Raw genomic sequence first — 17,594 nt, forward strand, 5'->3', positions numbered from 1 at the left:
GATTTATGGTATCAATTCACTTAAGCTTTTAAATATTTAGAACGAATACCCAATAGCAAAATTAAGTACAGGTTCATCATATTTAAAGTCCCATCGTTGACCTTCTGCTAATGAAGGATCGTGAAATGGTGCTGCCAAATCAAAGCGAATGACAAAGCCTTGCACGTCTATATGTAAACCGAATCCTGCTCCCATACCCAATTCTTTTATAAAGTTAGAAGTAAATTTATCCTCTCCATCAAACACTGAGTTGGCTTTAGAGTTCCATACATTTCCGGCATCGGCAAATACAGCACCTTTAAAATATGAGAATAAAGGAAAACGATATTCTACATTAGCTTCAAGTCTAATATTTCCAGTTTGATCAAAGTAAGTGACATCGCTATCATCATCGCTATCGTCGTCATAAGTTCCTGGTCCTAGAGCTCGCGTTTTAAAAGCTCTAACACTGTAAGGTCCTCCTGCGAAATATTGTTTCACATAAGGAATGACATCCGAATTTCCATAAGGTAAACCATAACCTGCAAATAAACGTGTTGCTAAAGTTTGGGTTCTGTCTTTACCGAAATTTAGATGGAATCTTAAATCGAGATCAGCTTTTGCATATTGTGCATATTCTAAGCCTAAAAATTCTTTAGGTTCACCAGATGTGGTTTCTTGTCCTAATAAGCTAATTGAATTACCTGCAACATCTAAAGTGGTGTTGAGGTAAAATTGATTTGGGTCGTTAGCATCTACCATTTCGTTGTAGGTGAATGAAAATGTCATTCCTGAAATAAATTGTTGATCGAAACTTTGCTCCAAGTATGAATTTTCTTCCAAAATAGCGTCAAATTCTGCTGTTGTATTTGAAAGTCTCGTATAGCTTACAGCAATAGGGTTAAATGCATATGTTATAAATCTATTAGCATTCCAAGAATAGCCAAATTGTCCATTTGCAGAGAGTAAAGTGTACAAGTCACTTCGACTTAAATAGTTAAGACCAACACTTGTTTTTGTTTTTGGGATTGAATATTTAAAGAAATCTGTATTGATTTTAACAGGAAATAAAACGCGTGGAAAAATAAGTTCTGTCGTTAAGCCTAATTCTAAACTCGTATTTCCTGCATCATCACCACTGGAAAACTGAGATTCATAACCCACATTTGTGCTAATATTTAAGGTTTCTCCACCATTAAAAACATTACGATTACTATAAGTTAATGCTAAATGTGGTCCTGTATAATTATTAGATTTTGTAACGCCTTGTAATTCTGCGCGGACAGCACGTTTTGTTAATGGTGATAAGAATATATTGGCTTCTAATAAACCTAAACTATCTGTTTCTAATGAATCAATTTCTTTATATTGAATGTTTACATATTTATAGGCTCCAATTTTTGATAATCGTCTTGCCGTGGTTTTAGATTCGTCAGGACTGTATAAATCACCTTCCTTTAGTGTGATAAATTCATCAAGATATTTCAGTTTAATAAATAGTGTGTCTTGAATGTAATTCTTATTATTGAATCGTTCGGGCGCTACGTACGTTGAATCTTGTAAATCGTAATTTGAAAAGACGTTTATTGAAGAAATTTGGTAAGGAATGGTTGCCTTTTTTGGTACTTCAGCTTTTAATTTTAAAAATAAATCGAAACGCTTTTTATCGTATTGCGTCGTGTCGGCTTCAAAAATGAAAAAATCTGAATTCAGATTATAATAGCCTTTTTGTTTTAACTCTGTATCAATCCGTTGACGTTCTAATTTCATATTAGACAAATCGAAACGCATATCATTTTGAAAAGGGGATTTATCAGTTTCTTTTTTGACCGCTTCATACAGTGGTGAAGGCATGGAGTCAATTTCAAAACGCTTCATTTTATAGGGTTCCGTGACATTTAGTTTGTAATTTATAGAGGCTTCAATCTCTTTCTCTTCAAAAGAAGATGTTGCAGTACTGTAGAAAAATCCTTTGTTTTCTAATCGGTTTCTTAAAACAGCTTCAACTTCAAACGGTTCTACGCTAGATTGATAAACGGGTTTTTCTCCAAGTTGTTTATATAGCCATTTATTGAGAAATCCTGGATTCTCTTTTTGGTTTTTGTAATAATAATATAAACCCAAATGCATTCCTAAAAACTTAGAATTGGGTTCTGGTCTCAAAATGGTTTCTAATTCTGTTTTTAGTTCTTTTTCATTTTTTATAATAGAATCAGCTTCAATTTCAATGGTAGCACCTGTATATAAACGTTCGCCTTCAGGAATATGTTTAGTGATACTGCACGAGTATAACACCATTCCAAATATGATAAAAGCAACACTATGTCTTAAAGTTCTTTTCAAATTTAATTTGTTTTCTGTTCCATGCTTTCGTCCGTAGCTTCTTGTTTTTCTTGAGTAACATCCTCAGCTTCGGATGCTGCTTCTTTCTCTTTCTTAGAACGCAAAATAGCATCCCAAAGCTCGTTAAATTGGTTGAATTCTTTAGTAAATATTAAGCTAATACCACTGACTATGGTTTGGCCATCAATAACATTTTCAAATTCACTTTTCCTAAAGCCTTTGAGTCGGTACCTACCATCTTCTGTTAAGGCATATTCTAAACTTACATTACCAATGATAGGTGTTTCTTCATCTGTACTACTGCTGCCTTGTATATCCACGTCACTACCAACACTCACGGTTAATCTGTCGTTAAACAATTTTTTCTTTGCCGCAATTTCTAATTCTGTGCGGTCGGTTGGTGAGTCTCCTTGGTAATCTGTGTAGCTGTTCAATCCAAAATCGAGTTCAATACCAGAACTGCCTAAAAGTTTGTCTGAAAACGCATTAAGTTGATCAGAAACGGCATCGTTTAAATTATCTCGCGCAATGGTGGCAAAACCTCCAGAGCTACCATCACTACCAGAATCTGGATAAAAACGATTAAGGACTAATAACGAAAAGACTTGTCGATTCAGTTCGCCTTCTTGTTGGTTCACTTGTTGCACTCTACTATATACTTGTCCGCTTACTGCGCCTTGTTCTTCTTCTGGCATATCTAAACCAAAGGAAATTTTAGGCTGCAAAAGTTCGCCATCAATATTGAGATACACATTAAAGGGTAAAACTTCTTGGTATTTGCTTTTTACAGAAGAATCTGCACCAGAAATTTGAGACGCCATCAATCCGTACGCTGAGGTTTCTAAATTGTAAATAGCGCGTACATCAAGTTTAGCATCAAAAGGATCACCAGACCAAGTAACACGACTACCTTGCGCAATTAAAAATTTTCGATTAACTAAATTATAAAGATTGAGTTCGTAATGCCCTTCTGAAATTTCATAAGCACCTGTTAATGTAATTCTTCCGTTCGGTTTCATGGTAAAAACAAAATCGCCTTCACCCGAAATTTTAAAATTATCTCCAGTCTCTTCATCTATAATTATAGTAACGGCAGCATTTTTACCGACGTTAAATAAGGCCGAAATATCAAAGCCTTTTATCGTTGCCGTTTGTTCTTCCGTTTGGGTGAGAATAGCATCTCTATTTTCACGATTTACAAATACAACCACACCATCACGTTCTTCAACACTAGCAACTGAGGACGGTAATACGTAGGTGAAGTCTGTATCTGAACCTAATGTGAGTTTAGCGTCTAATTTAGGGATTTGTAAATCGCCAGTAAGTTTTGCATTAGCATCAAAAGTCACTTTGCCGTAAAATTCTTCGTTGTCTTCTTTAGTGGCATTTAAGACTTGAAAATTTTTAGTTTTTACAGTTAAATCGAATGTTGGATTGATAAAACTTTCGGTGCCAACTTTACCGGAAAGCACCAAGGCATTATCATTTGCATCGCGAATGGTAAAATCTTTCATTGAAAGACCACTATTGTTAATGTTTAGTTTTTCATTGGCCATGCTAAACTTAGAGTTGAGTTTAGCGATGTTGAAACTTGCATTATTAAATGAGAGATACCCATCATATTGTGGATCTGCTGTGGTGCCTGTAACTTTAAAAGCACCAGAGAAACTACCTTCAGAATTTTTAACTTCACCTTGAGATAAGGTGTTCAGCGCTTTTATTTTGAATTCATTGATGTCAAAATCAAGATCGAGATTCGCTACGGTGTTCGTCACTGTGTAATCTCCGGTGAGATCAAAATCAATATCACCACCTTTTAATCCAGCATTAAAAGCGTAACTATTTGCGCCAAGAGAATTTCCGTTAATGCTTAGCGTACCTAAATTCGTTTGTAGTGTGTAAAAGTCTTTAATGCTTAAATCGGCAATGATACCTGCGTTTTCAAAAGGATCTTCAAGGATAAAATCACCATTTAATTTTCCTGTTGCTAATTCTGCTTTTGGACTCAAATAATTGAAAAATTCGTTTATGTCGAAGTTTTTAAAAGCTATAGCCATATGCTTTTTAGTGATGTTTTCTAATTTATCAGTGAGTTCAATAGATTGATTGTTCTTTGTAATCTTGAAGTCATTAAATTCCAAATTTTTCTCTGTTAGAATTACTTCATTGCCAGATGGGATGATCCATTTTTCTTTGTTGAGAATTAAGCTATCAGGATTTACCGTAAATCGTAATTGTTCTCGACTACCTGTGATTTTAGTATTGACATTCATTAAGGTTTCTTCCTCGTGATAGCCTGAGAAATTAAGGGTTAATTCATGATCCGTTTGTTTACCTGTAATCACCGTTTTCGGAACGTCTAAAGGACCAACATTCACATTGTTAAAACCAAAATTAAAGTTGAAGTTTTCTGGGTCTGTATCCATTGAAAAGGCGAGACTATCTAAGGTGTTTCCACTGTAGTTAAGATGTGGTGCCGTGATATTTGCTTTAAAGATTCGTGCTTTTTCATTAAAATCAACGGCAAAGTCAATCGTATCCAAATCTTTTACATTGACCAAAAACACGTCGTTAAGTAAAGACGATTCAGCAATTTTGCCTTCAAGTTTTAAGTTTACAAAATCTAAAATGGTATCTGATATGGTTTCATCTCTATAAAAATAGCTTAATACATGCCTTTGTATCGCTTTGCTAAATGTTTGAGGATTGGCGTTAGACTGTAAATTTAAATCTATAATTTTATTTTGAAGCGATACAGATGTGGTGTCGTTATCTACATGGGCAACGGCATCTAAATCACCAATTAAATAAGTTCTATTATCATACACAACAACACCATCATTCATTTTCGCACTCGCGTCATAGCGCTCTCCATTACCTTTAAAATTGGCATTAATATGCATAGCCGTTTTAGCATTACGCTGCATTACACCAAGTGCTTCTAAGTTGGCTCCAATAACATTGAGATCTACTTTGATCTCAGGATTTATAGAATCTAAAACGACGTAAGCTTCTAATGTCGCGTTGAGATTGTCGTCTTTATATGTTGAGTTAATATTTCCTGCTCCATTGACAATATCTCCGCTAATATTAAGATCTTTAATGTCATAGTTATTCAGTTGGAATTCGGAAATTTTCGCTTCTAAATTAGCATTAAGTGTGTTGATGGTATTACCACTTCCTTGCGATGTAATAGAAAGACTTAATGCTCCCAATTGTGGGTTGTTTAGTAATTCATTTAGCTTGTAATCGTCAATACTAATATCAGCGTTAAAAGCAATTGATTCTGCGTTTTTATAATTTCCATCAACCGTCGCGATTCCTTGTGTTGTGGTCAATTTAGCTTTAGTTGAAATGTCCTCAAGATTTCCTTTGAATTGTGCTTCAAACTTTACATCCTTCGGTAAGCTAACTCCCAAATCGTTTTCACTGACAAACTGAATTAAATCGGATCGTTTTGTAACTGCAGTAAATTGCGGAATATTAAAGGCAAGTGTTTCGGTATCTGTTATATTTTGAAGTGTTCCGTTGGTGGAAATTTTTGTTGAATTTCCCCAATTAAGTTCGGCTTTATTTAATTTTATTGAAGCTAAAGTTCCTGAAGCATTTAAGCTGCCTAAAACGAGTTTTTTGCTTAATTTATTGAGGTATGCGTTATTTTTTAAATCGGGTTGAAATTTGAATATCTCTGTTAGTGAAAGCTGAAACGACGGTAAATTTAAGTTGACTTTAGTGGTTTCAGGTGACTCAATTAAATTTGAAAGTGATTGATACTCTAACTGCGAGTAACCTGAAATGGAATTGTTATTTAGCTTGAATTTTAAATCATCCAATTGTATGCTTTGATCTGTAGCTTCAAAATTGACAGCCAATTGATTTAAGCTTAATCCTGAAGCCTCATTAAAATTAAGTTGCTCTAAATTTAGGCTTGCGTTTTTATCTTTTAATAAAATGTCCTTCGCTTGAAGCGTGAAATTTGACAGTGCAATCGCATCAGGATTGAATACGTCCTTTGTTGGCTTTGCATTGCCCACACGATAATCAATAGTGTTGTTTTCAAAATCAATTGCCGCAACATTAATTTTTAGTTGAGGCCATTCAAAGGTATTGTTATTTGTTGTTGAATCTTCAGTGACGTCTTCAATTTTTGGTCCTAAACCATCAATTTTAGCTTCGGTTGTTAAGCTTATTCTAGAGTTTTTAAGCGTGATTTTTTTAAGACTGAAATCACTATCTGCTAAATTTATATTCGGTGATTGGGTTTCAAATTTTGAAATATCGACATCTGCAATGAGGCGATCGGGTTGCGATTCGTAATAAGCAACCACATTATTGAACGTTATGTTTTCAAAAGCTAATTTTGGTAATGGAGCGTCAGAGGATGTGGTGTCAATGGCAACAGGCTTTTGTATGAATTTAATGTTAGCGTTAGTCAACTCTATATTTGAAGCCTCAAAAATCATGTCTTCAATATTGGTGGTTTCCATATCGGCTTTCAATTTACCAATTTTAAATCTCGAGTCGATTCCTGCAACCGCATCATCAAAAACAATATCGAAATTATTGAAATTTAAGTTGCCAATAACGAGATTCAATGGAGTAGACGTGGTGTCTGTTTCAACGGTTGTTGTGTCTGTTGTGGCAAAAGCATCAATTAAGAACTGAAAATTATACCCTGTAATGCTATCTTTTCTAATAATATTGGCACGTAAACCATCCCAATCTAAAGCATCAACACCAACACCTTCTCCACGTATCATTTTCCATAATGGAATATTGGCTTCAAGGGATTTGGAATAGACGAGAGTATCACCCTTAATGTCTTCGAGATAGAGGCCATCGAGTTGTACATCGCCATCAAATGTGATAAAAAGTTTTTCTATGGCAACTTTAGTTCCTGTTTTATCAGCGACGAAATTGACAGCTTTATCTACGATAATAGATTGTCCCCAAGGACTGCGAACAAAAAGAATCACCAAAAATAAAAACACAAGAATGCCTAACAGAACGCGTAATGTTCTGCGAAGCCAACGAAACTTTCGTTTTCTTGGTATTTGGGGTGCTGTGTCTTCTGTCTTATTCAATACGTAAAAATATACGAGTAAAAGTATTACAATTGTCGTTATTGCTAAGAATATTAACGCTCACACGTTTATTTTTAACTAAAATTGAAGGGTTAATAAAGCTAATGTATATTTAGGTGGTTGTGTTAATTATTTGAACGTCATAGCTATAATTAAATTTCTCGAAATATTTGGAGTGTTTTAACCCACTTATTTAATATCTAATATTTTTTTAATCACTGGTTTTACGGAAGGTACGTTTTGCCATTTAAGTAATTTTTCTTTTGTTAAATCTTGAAGTTCAGTTGCATTAGAACTGTGTTTAAGTTCTAGTAAAATCTCTAATAATTTTTTACTTCCACGAATAGGAATGTCATTCATTTCTTTAACAGCAGAATTTAAAAGTTGAAACAAAAAGGCATTATGTGTTTTAGAAATATTGAATAAATTATTAGTTAATAAATCCGTGAATCTTTTTAATGGAGCGTATTCGCCAGCTTCTAATCGTCCGATAAAACTTCCTAATAAATTATTATCTAATGTGGTTTCGTAATTGGCTTTAATCCAAATTTCGGCCGCCAATTCTCGCGATATTTTATCACTACATAAAAGGCCAGTAGCTAAAAATAAATAGGCACCTTCATTATAATCTGGTCGATTCCAAATGTGATATAACCCTTTGAGCAAATTAATCATGTTTTTTTTGCTCGATTCATCCCAAAACGTTGATTCTTTTAAGTTGTAATGTACCACCTGACTTAATAACATACTTGGGTTATTTGGTGATAAATACAAGAATTTGATATCGTCGTGAGGCTGAATGGTAGTATAGTATTTCTGTTTTTTGAAATACATAAAACTGTATATGCTTTTTATTTTGACGGTGTTTTTATTAAACTTAAAAATTCCTTTCAAATTATCTAACAGTGATTCAGGTCCTTTTTTCTGAGTATGAAAATCATGAAGTTTTAACTCTTTCTTTACGGTTTTCTTTCGGATTTGTTTTGACGAAGGGTAATCGTATTCCAAATAATAATGATCTCTTAGTTTACAATCCCAAGTGTAATTCCCTATCTCTTTTCTTAGATTGGTTGAAAGCTTATTTTGAAAATAGTCGAGTTCATTTTTATTGTTTTTTATGAGTACAGATTGTAACCATAATTCGGGTTGAGTGAGTTTAACACCTTCAAGTTTGATGAAATTAAAATGATATTTAAGTACTTGTTTCAGTTCAAAATCTGTGATGAGTTCAATCTGATTTGGAATATCTTCAGGATTATAATTAAAAGGCAATCGACTAATAGCAATTTGAAAATCATAAAGGATAATGGTTTCGCTCTGTTTTTCGTAAGCTACTATTCTTTCAATTAATATTGTTGGGTCTATCCAACAAGGCGCATGCGTGGGTTTAGAAAGTAAATCTAAAGTTGCGTTTTTTCGAATAAACGATTTAGATTGTATAAACAACGCGTGGTGAATTTGATAAATGTAATCCGGAATGCTTTGCTGTTCTATAGGTTTTAAATTTTCCTTATGGTGACTAGAGTAGAATTTATCATCCTTAAGTTTTTGAATTTTAGATTGCTTTTTCTTTTTAAAACTGGCAAGTTCAATGGGAAACCGTTTTATTAGAATTTCAGAAAAATCATTGATATAATAGGCAGCTTCATGTTCTAGATTTCCTATTTGGCTATTCCAATCATAACTTAAAGACAAATCTAAAGCGCGTTTAAAAATTGGTTCTAGTTTTGCAACGTTAGTTTTATTTATAAGCACATTGAGTTTTGGTAAATAACTTAGTAATAAATCGATGTGGTAAACCTCGTTATTATCAATGGCCTGACTCACAAAAAAGATGAGCTCGTCTAGCGTGTTATAGGTTTCAATTTTATTGTCGTCAGCTAAAACGTTATTGAGTTCTATGGTTTCAGGTTCCTCAATATAGCCGTTTTGTTTTGTTTCAGCAACAAGGTAATCTTTTAGTAAGTCTTTAGAATTATGCAGTAAATTATCCGCATACATGCTAATTTCATCTGCTAATTCTTCATTCTTAGGCTTGCCAAATTTTTCAATAATCTTAGCAGCTCTTATCTGTATTTTTTCATCGACGTTTATTAAACCTTCTGTGGCTTTTAAGCACACTGAATTTTGCAACGTTTTATGAGTTTTTGCAATTTTATCTAAAATCATTAATGTGGAAGTTACCACAGATTTTGTTTCAGAATTTAAAAGTATTGACGCATTTTCTATGAAAATGGCATGCTTAAAATTTTTGTGAGTTGCGGCAACTTTAAAATATTTTAAAACGGAATTAACCACTTTAGAATGTGGAGAGTTCAGTGCCGCAAAAAAGGCATCTTGTAAACTTAGAATTTCCTCTAAAGTTGGATTTAGTTTTAATAATAATTCGGCAAACCAGCCGCTTAATGTTTTATTAAATCCTTTTGTTGAGGTGTGTAGTGTGGCTGTTAAGACTTTGCGTCTATCAAGCTTTTCGGTTGCTGTTAAATTTACAAACGTGTCAATCCAAATGTCATTGCCTCCTTTGTAATTATCTAAGTGTAAATAATTGTAATAGTTATTGATTCCAGATGCTTCTTCAAATAAAAACCAGATATGTTGGTCTAAAGTTGTTTTGTGTTTTAGTAAAACTTCAGGTTTGTAAATGCTTTTGTTAACGTTGTTATTCCATGAGCTTTCAACGATAGCATTAGGCAATCTGGCTAATATTAGAGCTTGTGATGGTTCAAACAATTCCTTTTGAGCTAAATCCATGAGTTTATCATAGGTTAAATCCCAAGGCATTTCGTCATTTATTAAATCGCCAAACCATTTGGGTTTATACCAAGGAATGATGTTCTCGAGATAATCATCACTAACAGATAGTCTACTCACCTGAAAAAATGCTTTTTTAGTATCTGTTTTGTTGAAACACACATAACAAGCTTTATTTACAATGGCTTGCTTAGCTTCTGAGTGCACTGGTTTGGAAGAATAAGACATTCCCCATTTTGTCTTTTCATGAATATCGTAACGCTCAAAAATTCTTGTTCGTAATGTTTTTAAAAAAGGAACAAGTTCACGTTTTTGAGTTGGTGTTAAGGTTTTTAAAAGCGGAATAATATCTCCTTCTTTTTCTACAATAGCTTCAATTTGTTGGCTTAGCATACTAGTTGTTTTTTGCTTTTTTCTTTACAGCTAAAATATGTTTGCAAGCTCCACGCTCGCCTTGATTTTTACTAAACCATGTACACGTACATTTTTGTGTATCTCCTTTTATGATAACATAATGTTGAACTCCAGAACCTTCAACTTTGGCTTCAATTTCATTGTCTTTTTTTAATATAATTTCAACTTTACCTTCTAAAAGTAATTTTTCAGCACCTTTAAGTCGTGGGTTTAAAGACATAATTCTATCTAATTTAAAAGGTAGTCGTCGGTAAAAGAAACCGTTGTTTTCTAGATCGTAACCTAATAATCCCATGGCTGATAGTTTGGTCGCTAGCTTATCGATTTTAGACACATCAATATGTTCTTCAAAAGACATTAAGGTAGGATTGAAGGTTTGATTGGTATAAGAATAATTGTCGAAAGCTTTAATTAAATTTTCAGGAAGATCTTCTATTAAAGCTTCTAAAGCCGCTCCTTCGCCAGAAAAACCGCGCCAAAAATCTCTTGAAATTGAAAACACAAAATTTAAGTCGTTAAAACACAAAATGAAAGTTACCGATTGCATATCCTTTTGAGGATAGATTTTCATCTCATTAATTAAAGGAATTAAAGGCTGTAATAATTTTAAACGATGAATACCTCCAATGCAAACGGCAGAATTCGATTTTAAAGGGCTGAACAAGTATTTGTTGCCGCGTTTAATTAAAAAATAATCGGTTTTAACTTTACCGTTAGGAATGGTTTTAAATAATTGAAGTGCCTGAATTCTATTTAAGGTGAGCGCATAATCTGATTCTGAAAAATAATGTTGAACGGTTGTTAAGCCTTTAATCCATTTGCTTGGTAAAGGTACTTTGCGCTCAATAAAACTTTCACCTTCTTTATGAAAACCGACTTCTTTTTCTCCAACAGACAAAACTAGGTCGTCGTTCTTCTTTATTTTTCCTAATTCGGAAATTAAGGGAGTGTTGAAATCTACGTTGGTGGTTCCATTTTCAATAAACTCACCATCTTGTCCGTTTTCTAAAACATCAACTCTAGCATAAACACCAGCACAATGCGAAAAACCTTCGAATCGAATTTGATTGTTTCCGGCAGTGACAATTGGATCTTTTAATAAAGCTAATTGAAAAGGTGACAGATTAAAACTGGATTGTACGGTATTGGAAAGCGTGATTAAACAGCGTGATAATTCGTAAGGGTTGTTCAGTTTTCCCCAGAAAAAACAAGGTGAATTGCCTTTTTCTACTTCGTTAAACTTTGAGAGTAATAAATTTTCTTTTCCTTTTGTAGATGTTATTCTCGATTGGGAATTGTATTTATAACTTAAAGTCTCTGAAGCCATGTTTTTGTTTTAAATATACTAAAAATACATGGTCTAAAAATTAAAAAAGCCGAACTTGTCGTTCGGCTTTTTATTAAAAAACAGCATAGTTGGTTTAGGCAACTTGCTGTTCTAGCTTTTCTTTTTCTTTTAATTGCGTTGAAAAAATAGGTTTTAAAAAACGTGCCAATTGATCAAATTCTATTAAAAAGGCATCGTGACCGTGAACGGATTTAATTTCGTGAATATGCACGTTATCTTTAACACTTTTTAAGTCCACATAAGTATTCCAATTTTCATCGGCCTTAAAAAACAAGTCCGAATTAATCGTTATGATGTGGATATCGCTTTCAATTTTTGAAGCCACTTTTAAAAATTCAGTTCTATTTTTTGTAATATCTATAGTTCGCAATATCTGATTCATCAATTTATAAGCGGCCACTTGAAAACGATTTTCTAGTGCATTACCATGATAACTCAACCAAGATTCAATGTTGTAAAGTGAATTGCTTTTTTTAGTGCGTTCAAATTTTTGAGTTAATGATTCAGGTGTACGATATAGGGTCATAGCATGCATTCTGGCATCAACTAAAGGTTGTGAAGAGTTATTCAAAATTGCATCTTGAATGTGACAATTCGCAATTACCCAATCTGTAGATTTCCAGTCAGTCGCAATAGGAATTAAATGTTGAATTAGTTGTGGTTTTAAAGCTGCCAATTCCCATGCAATACCACCACCAACTGAACCTCCGAGAACTGCAAATAAAGTTGTGATTTCTAATTGGTCTATAGCTAGAGCAAATAATTGAGCAATATCTCTTGCTGAAAAATCTTTGTAATTTTCAATGATATTTTCCGCATTATTGTCATATCCATTACCAGGAATATTGAATGCTAGTATCGTATATAAATTAGTATCGATACATTTATTTGTTCCAATTAAATCATTCCACCAACCTTCTTTACCAATAACATTAGAGTTGCCAGTAAGCGCATGATTGACTAAGACAATGGGAGCGTCATGTAATGGTTTGCCAAAAGTTTGGTAAGACAGATTTATATTTGTGTCCTTGCCTGTATCTGATGTGTAATTAGAAATATTTATGTAACGTAAATTTTCCATTTTAAGAATTAAATTTTAAATAGATGCCTTTATAAAAAAGGCATCTATTACTAAACAAAACATGTTAAAGGCTAATTTTGAAGTGCTCTTTTTTGTTTTACAACAGCAAAAGCTTCCTTTAAATCGGCTTTTAAGTCTTCAATGTTTTCAATGCCTACAGATAGACGAATTAAGTCTTTGGTAACACCTGTAGTCTCTTGAGCGTCGTCACTTAATTGCTGATGCGTTGTGCTTGCAGGATGAATGATAAGTGATTTTGTGTCTCCAATATTGGCTAAAAGTGAGAATAATTTGGTAGTGTCTGCAATTGTTTTTGCAGCTTCGTAACCACCATCTACTCCAAAAGTGACTACACCACTCTGACCTTTTGGTAAATATTTTTCTGCGAGTTTTTTGTATTTACTACTTTCAAGTCCAGGATAATTCACCCATTTTACTTCGGGTTGCGATTCTAGCCATGTTGCTAATTCAAGCGCATTTTCACTATGCTTTAAAATACGTAATTCTAAAGTTTCTAGACCTTGAATAATTTGAAAAGCGTTAAACGGACTCAATGCTCCACCATAATCTCGTAAACCTTCAATTCTAATTTTTGCTATAAATGCAGCAGCTCCAATAGTCTCGCTATACACTAAGCCATGGTAGCCTGCAGATGGTTCTGTGAATTCTGGGAATTTTCCGTTGGTCCAATCAAAAGTACCAGCATCAATGATAATACCTCCAAGTGATGTTCCGTTTCCAGTAATATATTTGGTTAATGAATGAATAACGATGTTAGCACCATGTTCTATTGGATTTAATAAATAAGGTGTCGCAACTGTATTGTCTACAATTAGGGGTACTTTATATGCTTTAGCTTCTTTTGAAATTGCTTCAAGATCTAAAACATCTAACTTCGGATTCCCTAAAGATTCTACAAAAAAGGCTCTGGTGTTTTCTTGTGCTGCTTTTGCAAATTCTTCTGGGTTAGAAGCATCTACAAACGTTGTTGTAATACCATGTCTTGGTAGCGTCACACTCAATAAGTTGTAAGTGCCACCATACAAACTACTCGATGCAACAATGTGGTCTCCAGCTCTTAAAAGTGTTAAAAGTGTAGTAGAAATTGCAGCAGTACCAGATGCTGTTGCAACGGCTGCTATGCCTCCTTCTAATGCTGCTAATCGTTGTTCTAAAATGTCGTTTGTTGGGTTGTTTAGTCTCGTGTAAATAAATCCTGGAACTGATAAGTTGAATCGTCCTGCGGCATCATCAGAGTCATCAAAAACGTATGATGATGTTTGGTAAATAGGAACAGCTCTTGTTCCTGCTGTTTGACTTGTGTCGTGACCTGCGTGCAACGCTTGTGTTGCGAATTTTTGTGTACTCATTTTTCTAAGTTTTTGAGTTAATAAATGATTAAACCAAAAGCCAAATAAGCCTCGTTAGAAGCGTACTTAATAGAAAAATATTATAAAGAAAATGCTAATTACAGATGGGTAATTAGTCTTTAGTTATCTATCCAATTTTCCGATTGATGAATCGAATCATTAAGTAGAATTTAGCACCTTCTTAGTAAATCTAAGGGTTGCTAAGGTTTCGTAGGGTCATTCCCTCCACCTTTCTTGATAACATTTCAGTAAGTGTTTGAACTTTGTGAGCACAAATATTGCAATACAAAAATTAGAATTCCAAATTATTTCTCAATTTTGTGAGTTTTTTGTGAATTTCGCAGAATTAAGAACTGTTCTTTGCTAAATACTTAGTGCGGATAATTTGGCTTACAGGTTTATTTTCAATTTTACTCTCTAGCCAAGAAATAATATCGAGGTATAAAAATGCGCGTCGTTCATACGGATGATCTTCAAAAGTCTTTAAAGTTTTATGTAACTCCTTAAAAGCATTTTTAAGATCGTGTGGGTAAATATCTTGGAGCCCTCTAATGAATTTTATCATTTCCTTTTGCACTTCGTGCAGGTCGTTCATCTTAATTAAAAACTTATAGGTGCTTCGTAAAAGTGTCTCTAAATGGTAATCTAAACCAGCTTCATAATGCGCTACAAGATTTAAAACTCTTGAGAAACAAAGTAAATCTTCGCGCATTGAAAGCGTTTTGTTAGAAATAATTTTATCTAAATATTTTATACATTCTTTGTTGTTTCCAGCGCCAAAATGTAAACTCGCAAATTTGTAATAGAAAATCATTTTGTGATGTGGGTCAATTCTATTACTAAAAGGAATTAAAGCTTTTTCAATTTTAGGGATAAGATGAAGCCCTTCTTCAAAACTGCCGTCAATAAAATGTTGGTTTATACTATGGAAATTAGTGTAAAGAAAAACTAAAGAGGCCACATTTTCATCAGTTGGAAAATTTGGATTTTGAACTGTAGCTTCAAATTCAGCGAATTTTTCTAAGAATTTTGGTTGGTTTCCAATAAAGAATAAGGCTTCTAAAAGATAATTGTTGCCCTTAAGAAAGAATACAGGGTTGAGATTAATCATGCTTGGATTTTCGTAAAATAAATTTACCCATTTTGAAGCATATTTGTAACAATTCAAAAAATCTTGGAGTAAAAAACTTTGCCATAAATTAGCTTTATACAGCCATAATTTCTCTCTAAATCCTAGTTTTTCAATTTTAAATTTTGGCAGACTTTTATTGAAATAATTAATAACCATGTTGGCTTCTTCTTCATTTCTTATGTAACCTGTTTTTAGAATAGTACTATAGAGTTGAAGTGATAAATTGGAGAGTTTACTGGCTATTACATTAAGTGAACTCAATTCTTTTGCTTGTATTGCCAATTCATCTGCTCTAGTGCTAATGCTTCGTGTAATGTATTGTGATTCTATTACTTTTTCGAGCTCAACAATTTCAAAAGCTGAATTTTTTTCTTCATTTGCAATGGCTAATTCTTTGGCTTTATCTAAAATTTTTAAACTTTGTTTATAAAGGCCTTTGTGATATAAAATAGACGCAAAATCTTGTTGTTCTCTAATTTGTAATCGCACATTTTGATGTGATGGGTTCAGTTTAAGACTGATTAAAATTTGTTTATATAAATGCGCTTTTACATTGGCAAGTTGTTGCTTTTTTACGATACCGCTTTTTAAAATAAAAGCTTCGTTATAGGTTTTAGCTTTGTCCAAAAGATTGAATAAATTCAAGAATTTAGAATCTGAATTTACACCAAGTCTCCCTACGTAAAGTTTAAATTGCCGTTTTTCAGACTTTGTAAGTGACTTTACTAGTGAAAATAAATTATCTTTTTGGTCTTTAGTTATCAATATAAAATGTAGTTACTTAATTGGTAATCAGTATTTTGTTTTTCGATTTTAGTTTTGAACATCGTAAAGTTAATTGAAATGTAAACAGTTTAATCAAATTCAAAATATAAATTCGTAAGACAATACTAAACTATATTTTGATATATGTCAAATAACAATATACAAATCTTTGATACAACACTACGCGATGGAGAGCAAGTTCCTGGCTGTAAACTCAACTCAGAACAAAAAGTTGTTATTGCAGAACAGTTAGATGCACTTGGTGTTGATGTAATAGAAGCAGGCTTTCCCGTCTCAAGTCCTGGCGATTTTAAATCTGTAGAGGCGATATCGAAAATTGTTAAAAATGCTACAGTTTGTGGTTTAACAAGAGCGGTGGAAAATGATATCAAAGTAGCGGCTGAATCTCTAAAATATGCCAATAAACCTAGGATTCATACAGGGATTGGTACTTCTGATTCGCATATTCTACATAAATTCAAATCGAACAAAGATGCTATCATTGAACGTGCTTTTGAAGCAGTAAAATATGCAAAATCATTTGTTGAAGATGTTGAGTTTTATGCTGAAGATGCAGGAAGAACAGAAAATGAATATTTAGCAAGAGTTTGTGAAGCTGCGATTAAGGCTGGAGCAACAGTGTTGAATATTCCTGATACAACGGGTTATTGTTTGCCAAGTGAATATGGTGCGAAAATTAAATATTTAAAAGAAAATGTAAAAGGTATTGAGAAAGCTATTTTGTCTTGTCATTGCCATAATGATTTAGGGTTAGCAACCGCGAATTCTATTGAGGGTGTAATTAATGGTGCACGTCAAATAGAATGTACTATTAATGGTATTGGCGAGCGTGCTGGAAACACAGCTTTGGAAGAAGTGGTAATGGTTTTAAAACAACATCCATACCTTAATTTAGATACTAATATTAATACGTCTATGCTATACGGAATGAGCCAATTGGTGAGTGATAGCATGGGTATTTATACACAGCCAAACAAGGCGATTGTTGGAGCAAATGCTTTTGCGCATAGTTCTGGGATTCACCAAGATGGTGTGATAAAAAATAGAGCAACTTACGAAATTATTGATCCTAAAGATGTTGGTGTTACTGAGTCGGCTATTGTGTTAACGGCAAGAAGCGGAAGAGCAGCCTTGGCTTACAGAGCGAAAAATGTAGGTTATGAACTTACAAAATTGCAGTTAGATGATGTGTATGCTAACTTTTTAAGTTTTGCAGACAGAAAAAAGGAAATCAATGATAATGATATTCATCAAATTATTGAAACGAGTAATGTTTATCAACAAATAATTTCAGCATAGAATA

The 17,594-nt window shown here is 33.4% G+C and carries 8 protein-coding genes and 1 riboswitch; of the genes, 1 reads left to right on the top strand and 7 read right to left on the bottom strand.

Annotation, left to right across the window (positions count from 1 at the left end; genetic code table 11):
- Positions 1-36: 36 nt before the first annotated feature.
- The 7 genes from ACJJVO_RS14810 to ACJJVO_RS14840 form a co-directional block, all read right to left on the bottom strand.
- The gene (locus ACJJVO_RS14810; RefSeq protein ID WP_405576961.1) at positions 37-2,277 is read right to left on the bottom strand and encodes a BamA/TamA family outer membrane protein; all 2,241 of its coding nucleotides are present in this window, start codon (positions 2,275-2,277) and stop codon (positions 37-39) included.
- Positions 2,278-2,324: 47 nt separating this feature from the next.
- Positions 2,325-7,406 (bottom strand): translocation/assembly module TamB domain-containing protein, encoded by a 5,082-nt coding sequence (locus ACJJVO_RS14815; RefSeq protein ID WP_405575488.1) that lies wholly within the window; start codon positions 7,404-7,406, stop codon positions 2,325-2,327.
- 189 nt (positions 7,407-7,595) lie between these two features.
- Entirely contained in the window at positions 7,596-10,553 is a 2,958-nt protein-coding gene (locus ACJJVO_RS14820) for a DUF6493 family protein (RefSeq protein WP_405575490.1), read from the bottom strand.
- A 1-nt stretch (position 10,554) separates the two neighbouring features.
- Positions 10,555-11,901, bottom strand: coding sequence for an SWIM zinc finger family protein (locus ACJJVO_RS14825; RefSeq protein ID WP_405575492.1), 1,347 nt, complete (start codon positions 11,899-11,901; stop codon positions 10,555-10,557).
- A 94-nt stretch (positions 11,902-11,995) separates the two neighbouring features.
- The gene (locus ACJJVO_RS14830; protein WP_405575494.1) at positions 11,996-13,003 is read right to left on the bottom strand and encodes an alpha/beta fold hydrolase; all 1,008 of its coding nucleotides are present in this window, start codon (positions 13,001-13,003) and stop codon (positions 11,996-11,998) included.
- 71 nt (positions 13,004-13,074) lie between these two features.
- The gene (locus ACJJVO_RS14835; protein WP_405575496.1) at positions 13,075-14,373 is read right to left on the bottom strand and encodes an O-acetylhomoserine aminocarboxypropyltransferase/cysteine synthase family protein; all 1,299 of its coding nucleotides are present in this window, start codon (positions 14,371-14,373) and stop codon (positions 13,075-13,077) included.
- A 120-nt stretch (positions 14,374-14,493) separates the two neighbouring features.
- A riboswitch (SAM riboswitch) is annotated at positions 14,494-14,617 on the bottom strand.
- 102 nt (positions 14,618-14,719) lie between these two features.
- Positions 14,720-16,267: a hypothetical protein gene (locus ACJJVO_RS14840; RefSeq protein ID WP_405576963.1), complete on the bottom strand. Its 1,548-nt coding sequence runs from the start codon at positions 16,265-16,267 to the stop codon at positions 14,720-14,722.
- Positions 16,268-16,414: 147 nt separating this feature from the next.
- Here ACJJVO_RS14840 and ACJJVO_RS14845 point away from each other — a divergent pair, with 147 nt between their 5' ends.
- The gene (locus tag ACJJVO_RS14845) at positions 16,415-17,590 is read left to right on the top strand and encodes a 2-isopropylmalate synthase (RefSeq protein WP_405575498.1); all 1,176 of its coding nucleotides are present in this window, start codon (positions 16,415-16,417) and stop codon (positions 17,588-17,590) included.
- Positions 17,591-17,594: the final 4 nt, after the last annotated feature.

The organism is Winogradskyella sp. Asnod2-B02-A, assembly GCF_045063645.1.
Lineage (GTDB): Bacteria > Bacteroidota > Bacteroidia > Flavobacteriales > Flavobacteriaceae > Winogradskyella.

Excerpts from the sequence above, each read along its gene's own strand:
- ACJJVO_RS14830 (WP_405575494.1), bottom strand. The coding sequence starts at position 13,003 with ATGGAAAATTTACGTTACATAAATATTTCTAATTACACATCAGATACA.
- ACJJVO_RS14825 (WP_405575492.1), bottom strand. The coding sequence starts at position 11,901 with ATGGCTTCAGAGACTTTAAGTTATAAATACAATTCCCAATCGAGAATA.
- ACJJVO_RS14835 (WP_405575496.1), bottom strand. The coding sequence starts at position 14,373 with ATGAGTACACAAAAATTCGCAACACAAGCGTTGCACGCAGGTCACGAC.
- ACJJVO_RS14810 (WP_405576961.1), bottom strand. The coding sequence starts at position 2,277 with ATGGTGTTATACTCGTGCAGTATCACTAAACATATTCCTGAAGGCGAA.
- ACJJVO_RS14845 (WP_405575498.1), top strand. The coding sequence starts at position 16,415 with ATGTCAAATAACAATATACAAATCTTTGATACAACACTACGCGATGGA.
- ACJJVO_RS14820 (WP_405575490.1), bottom strand. The coding sequence starts at position 10,553 with ATGCTAAGCCAACAAATTGAAGCTATTGTAGAAAAAGAAGGAGATATT.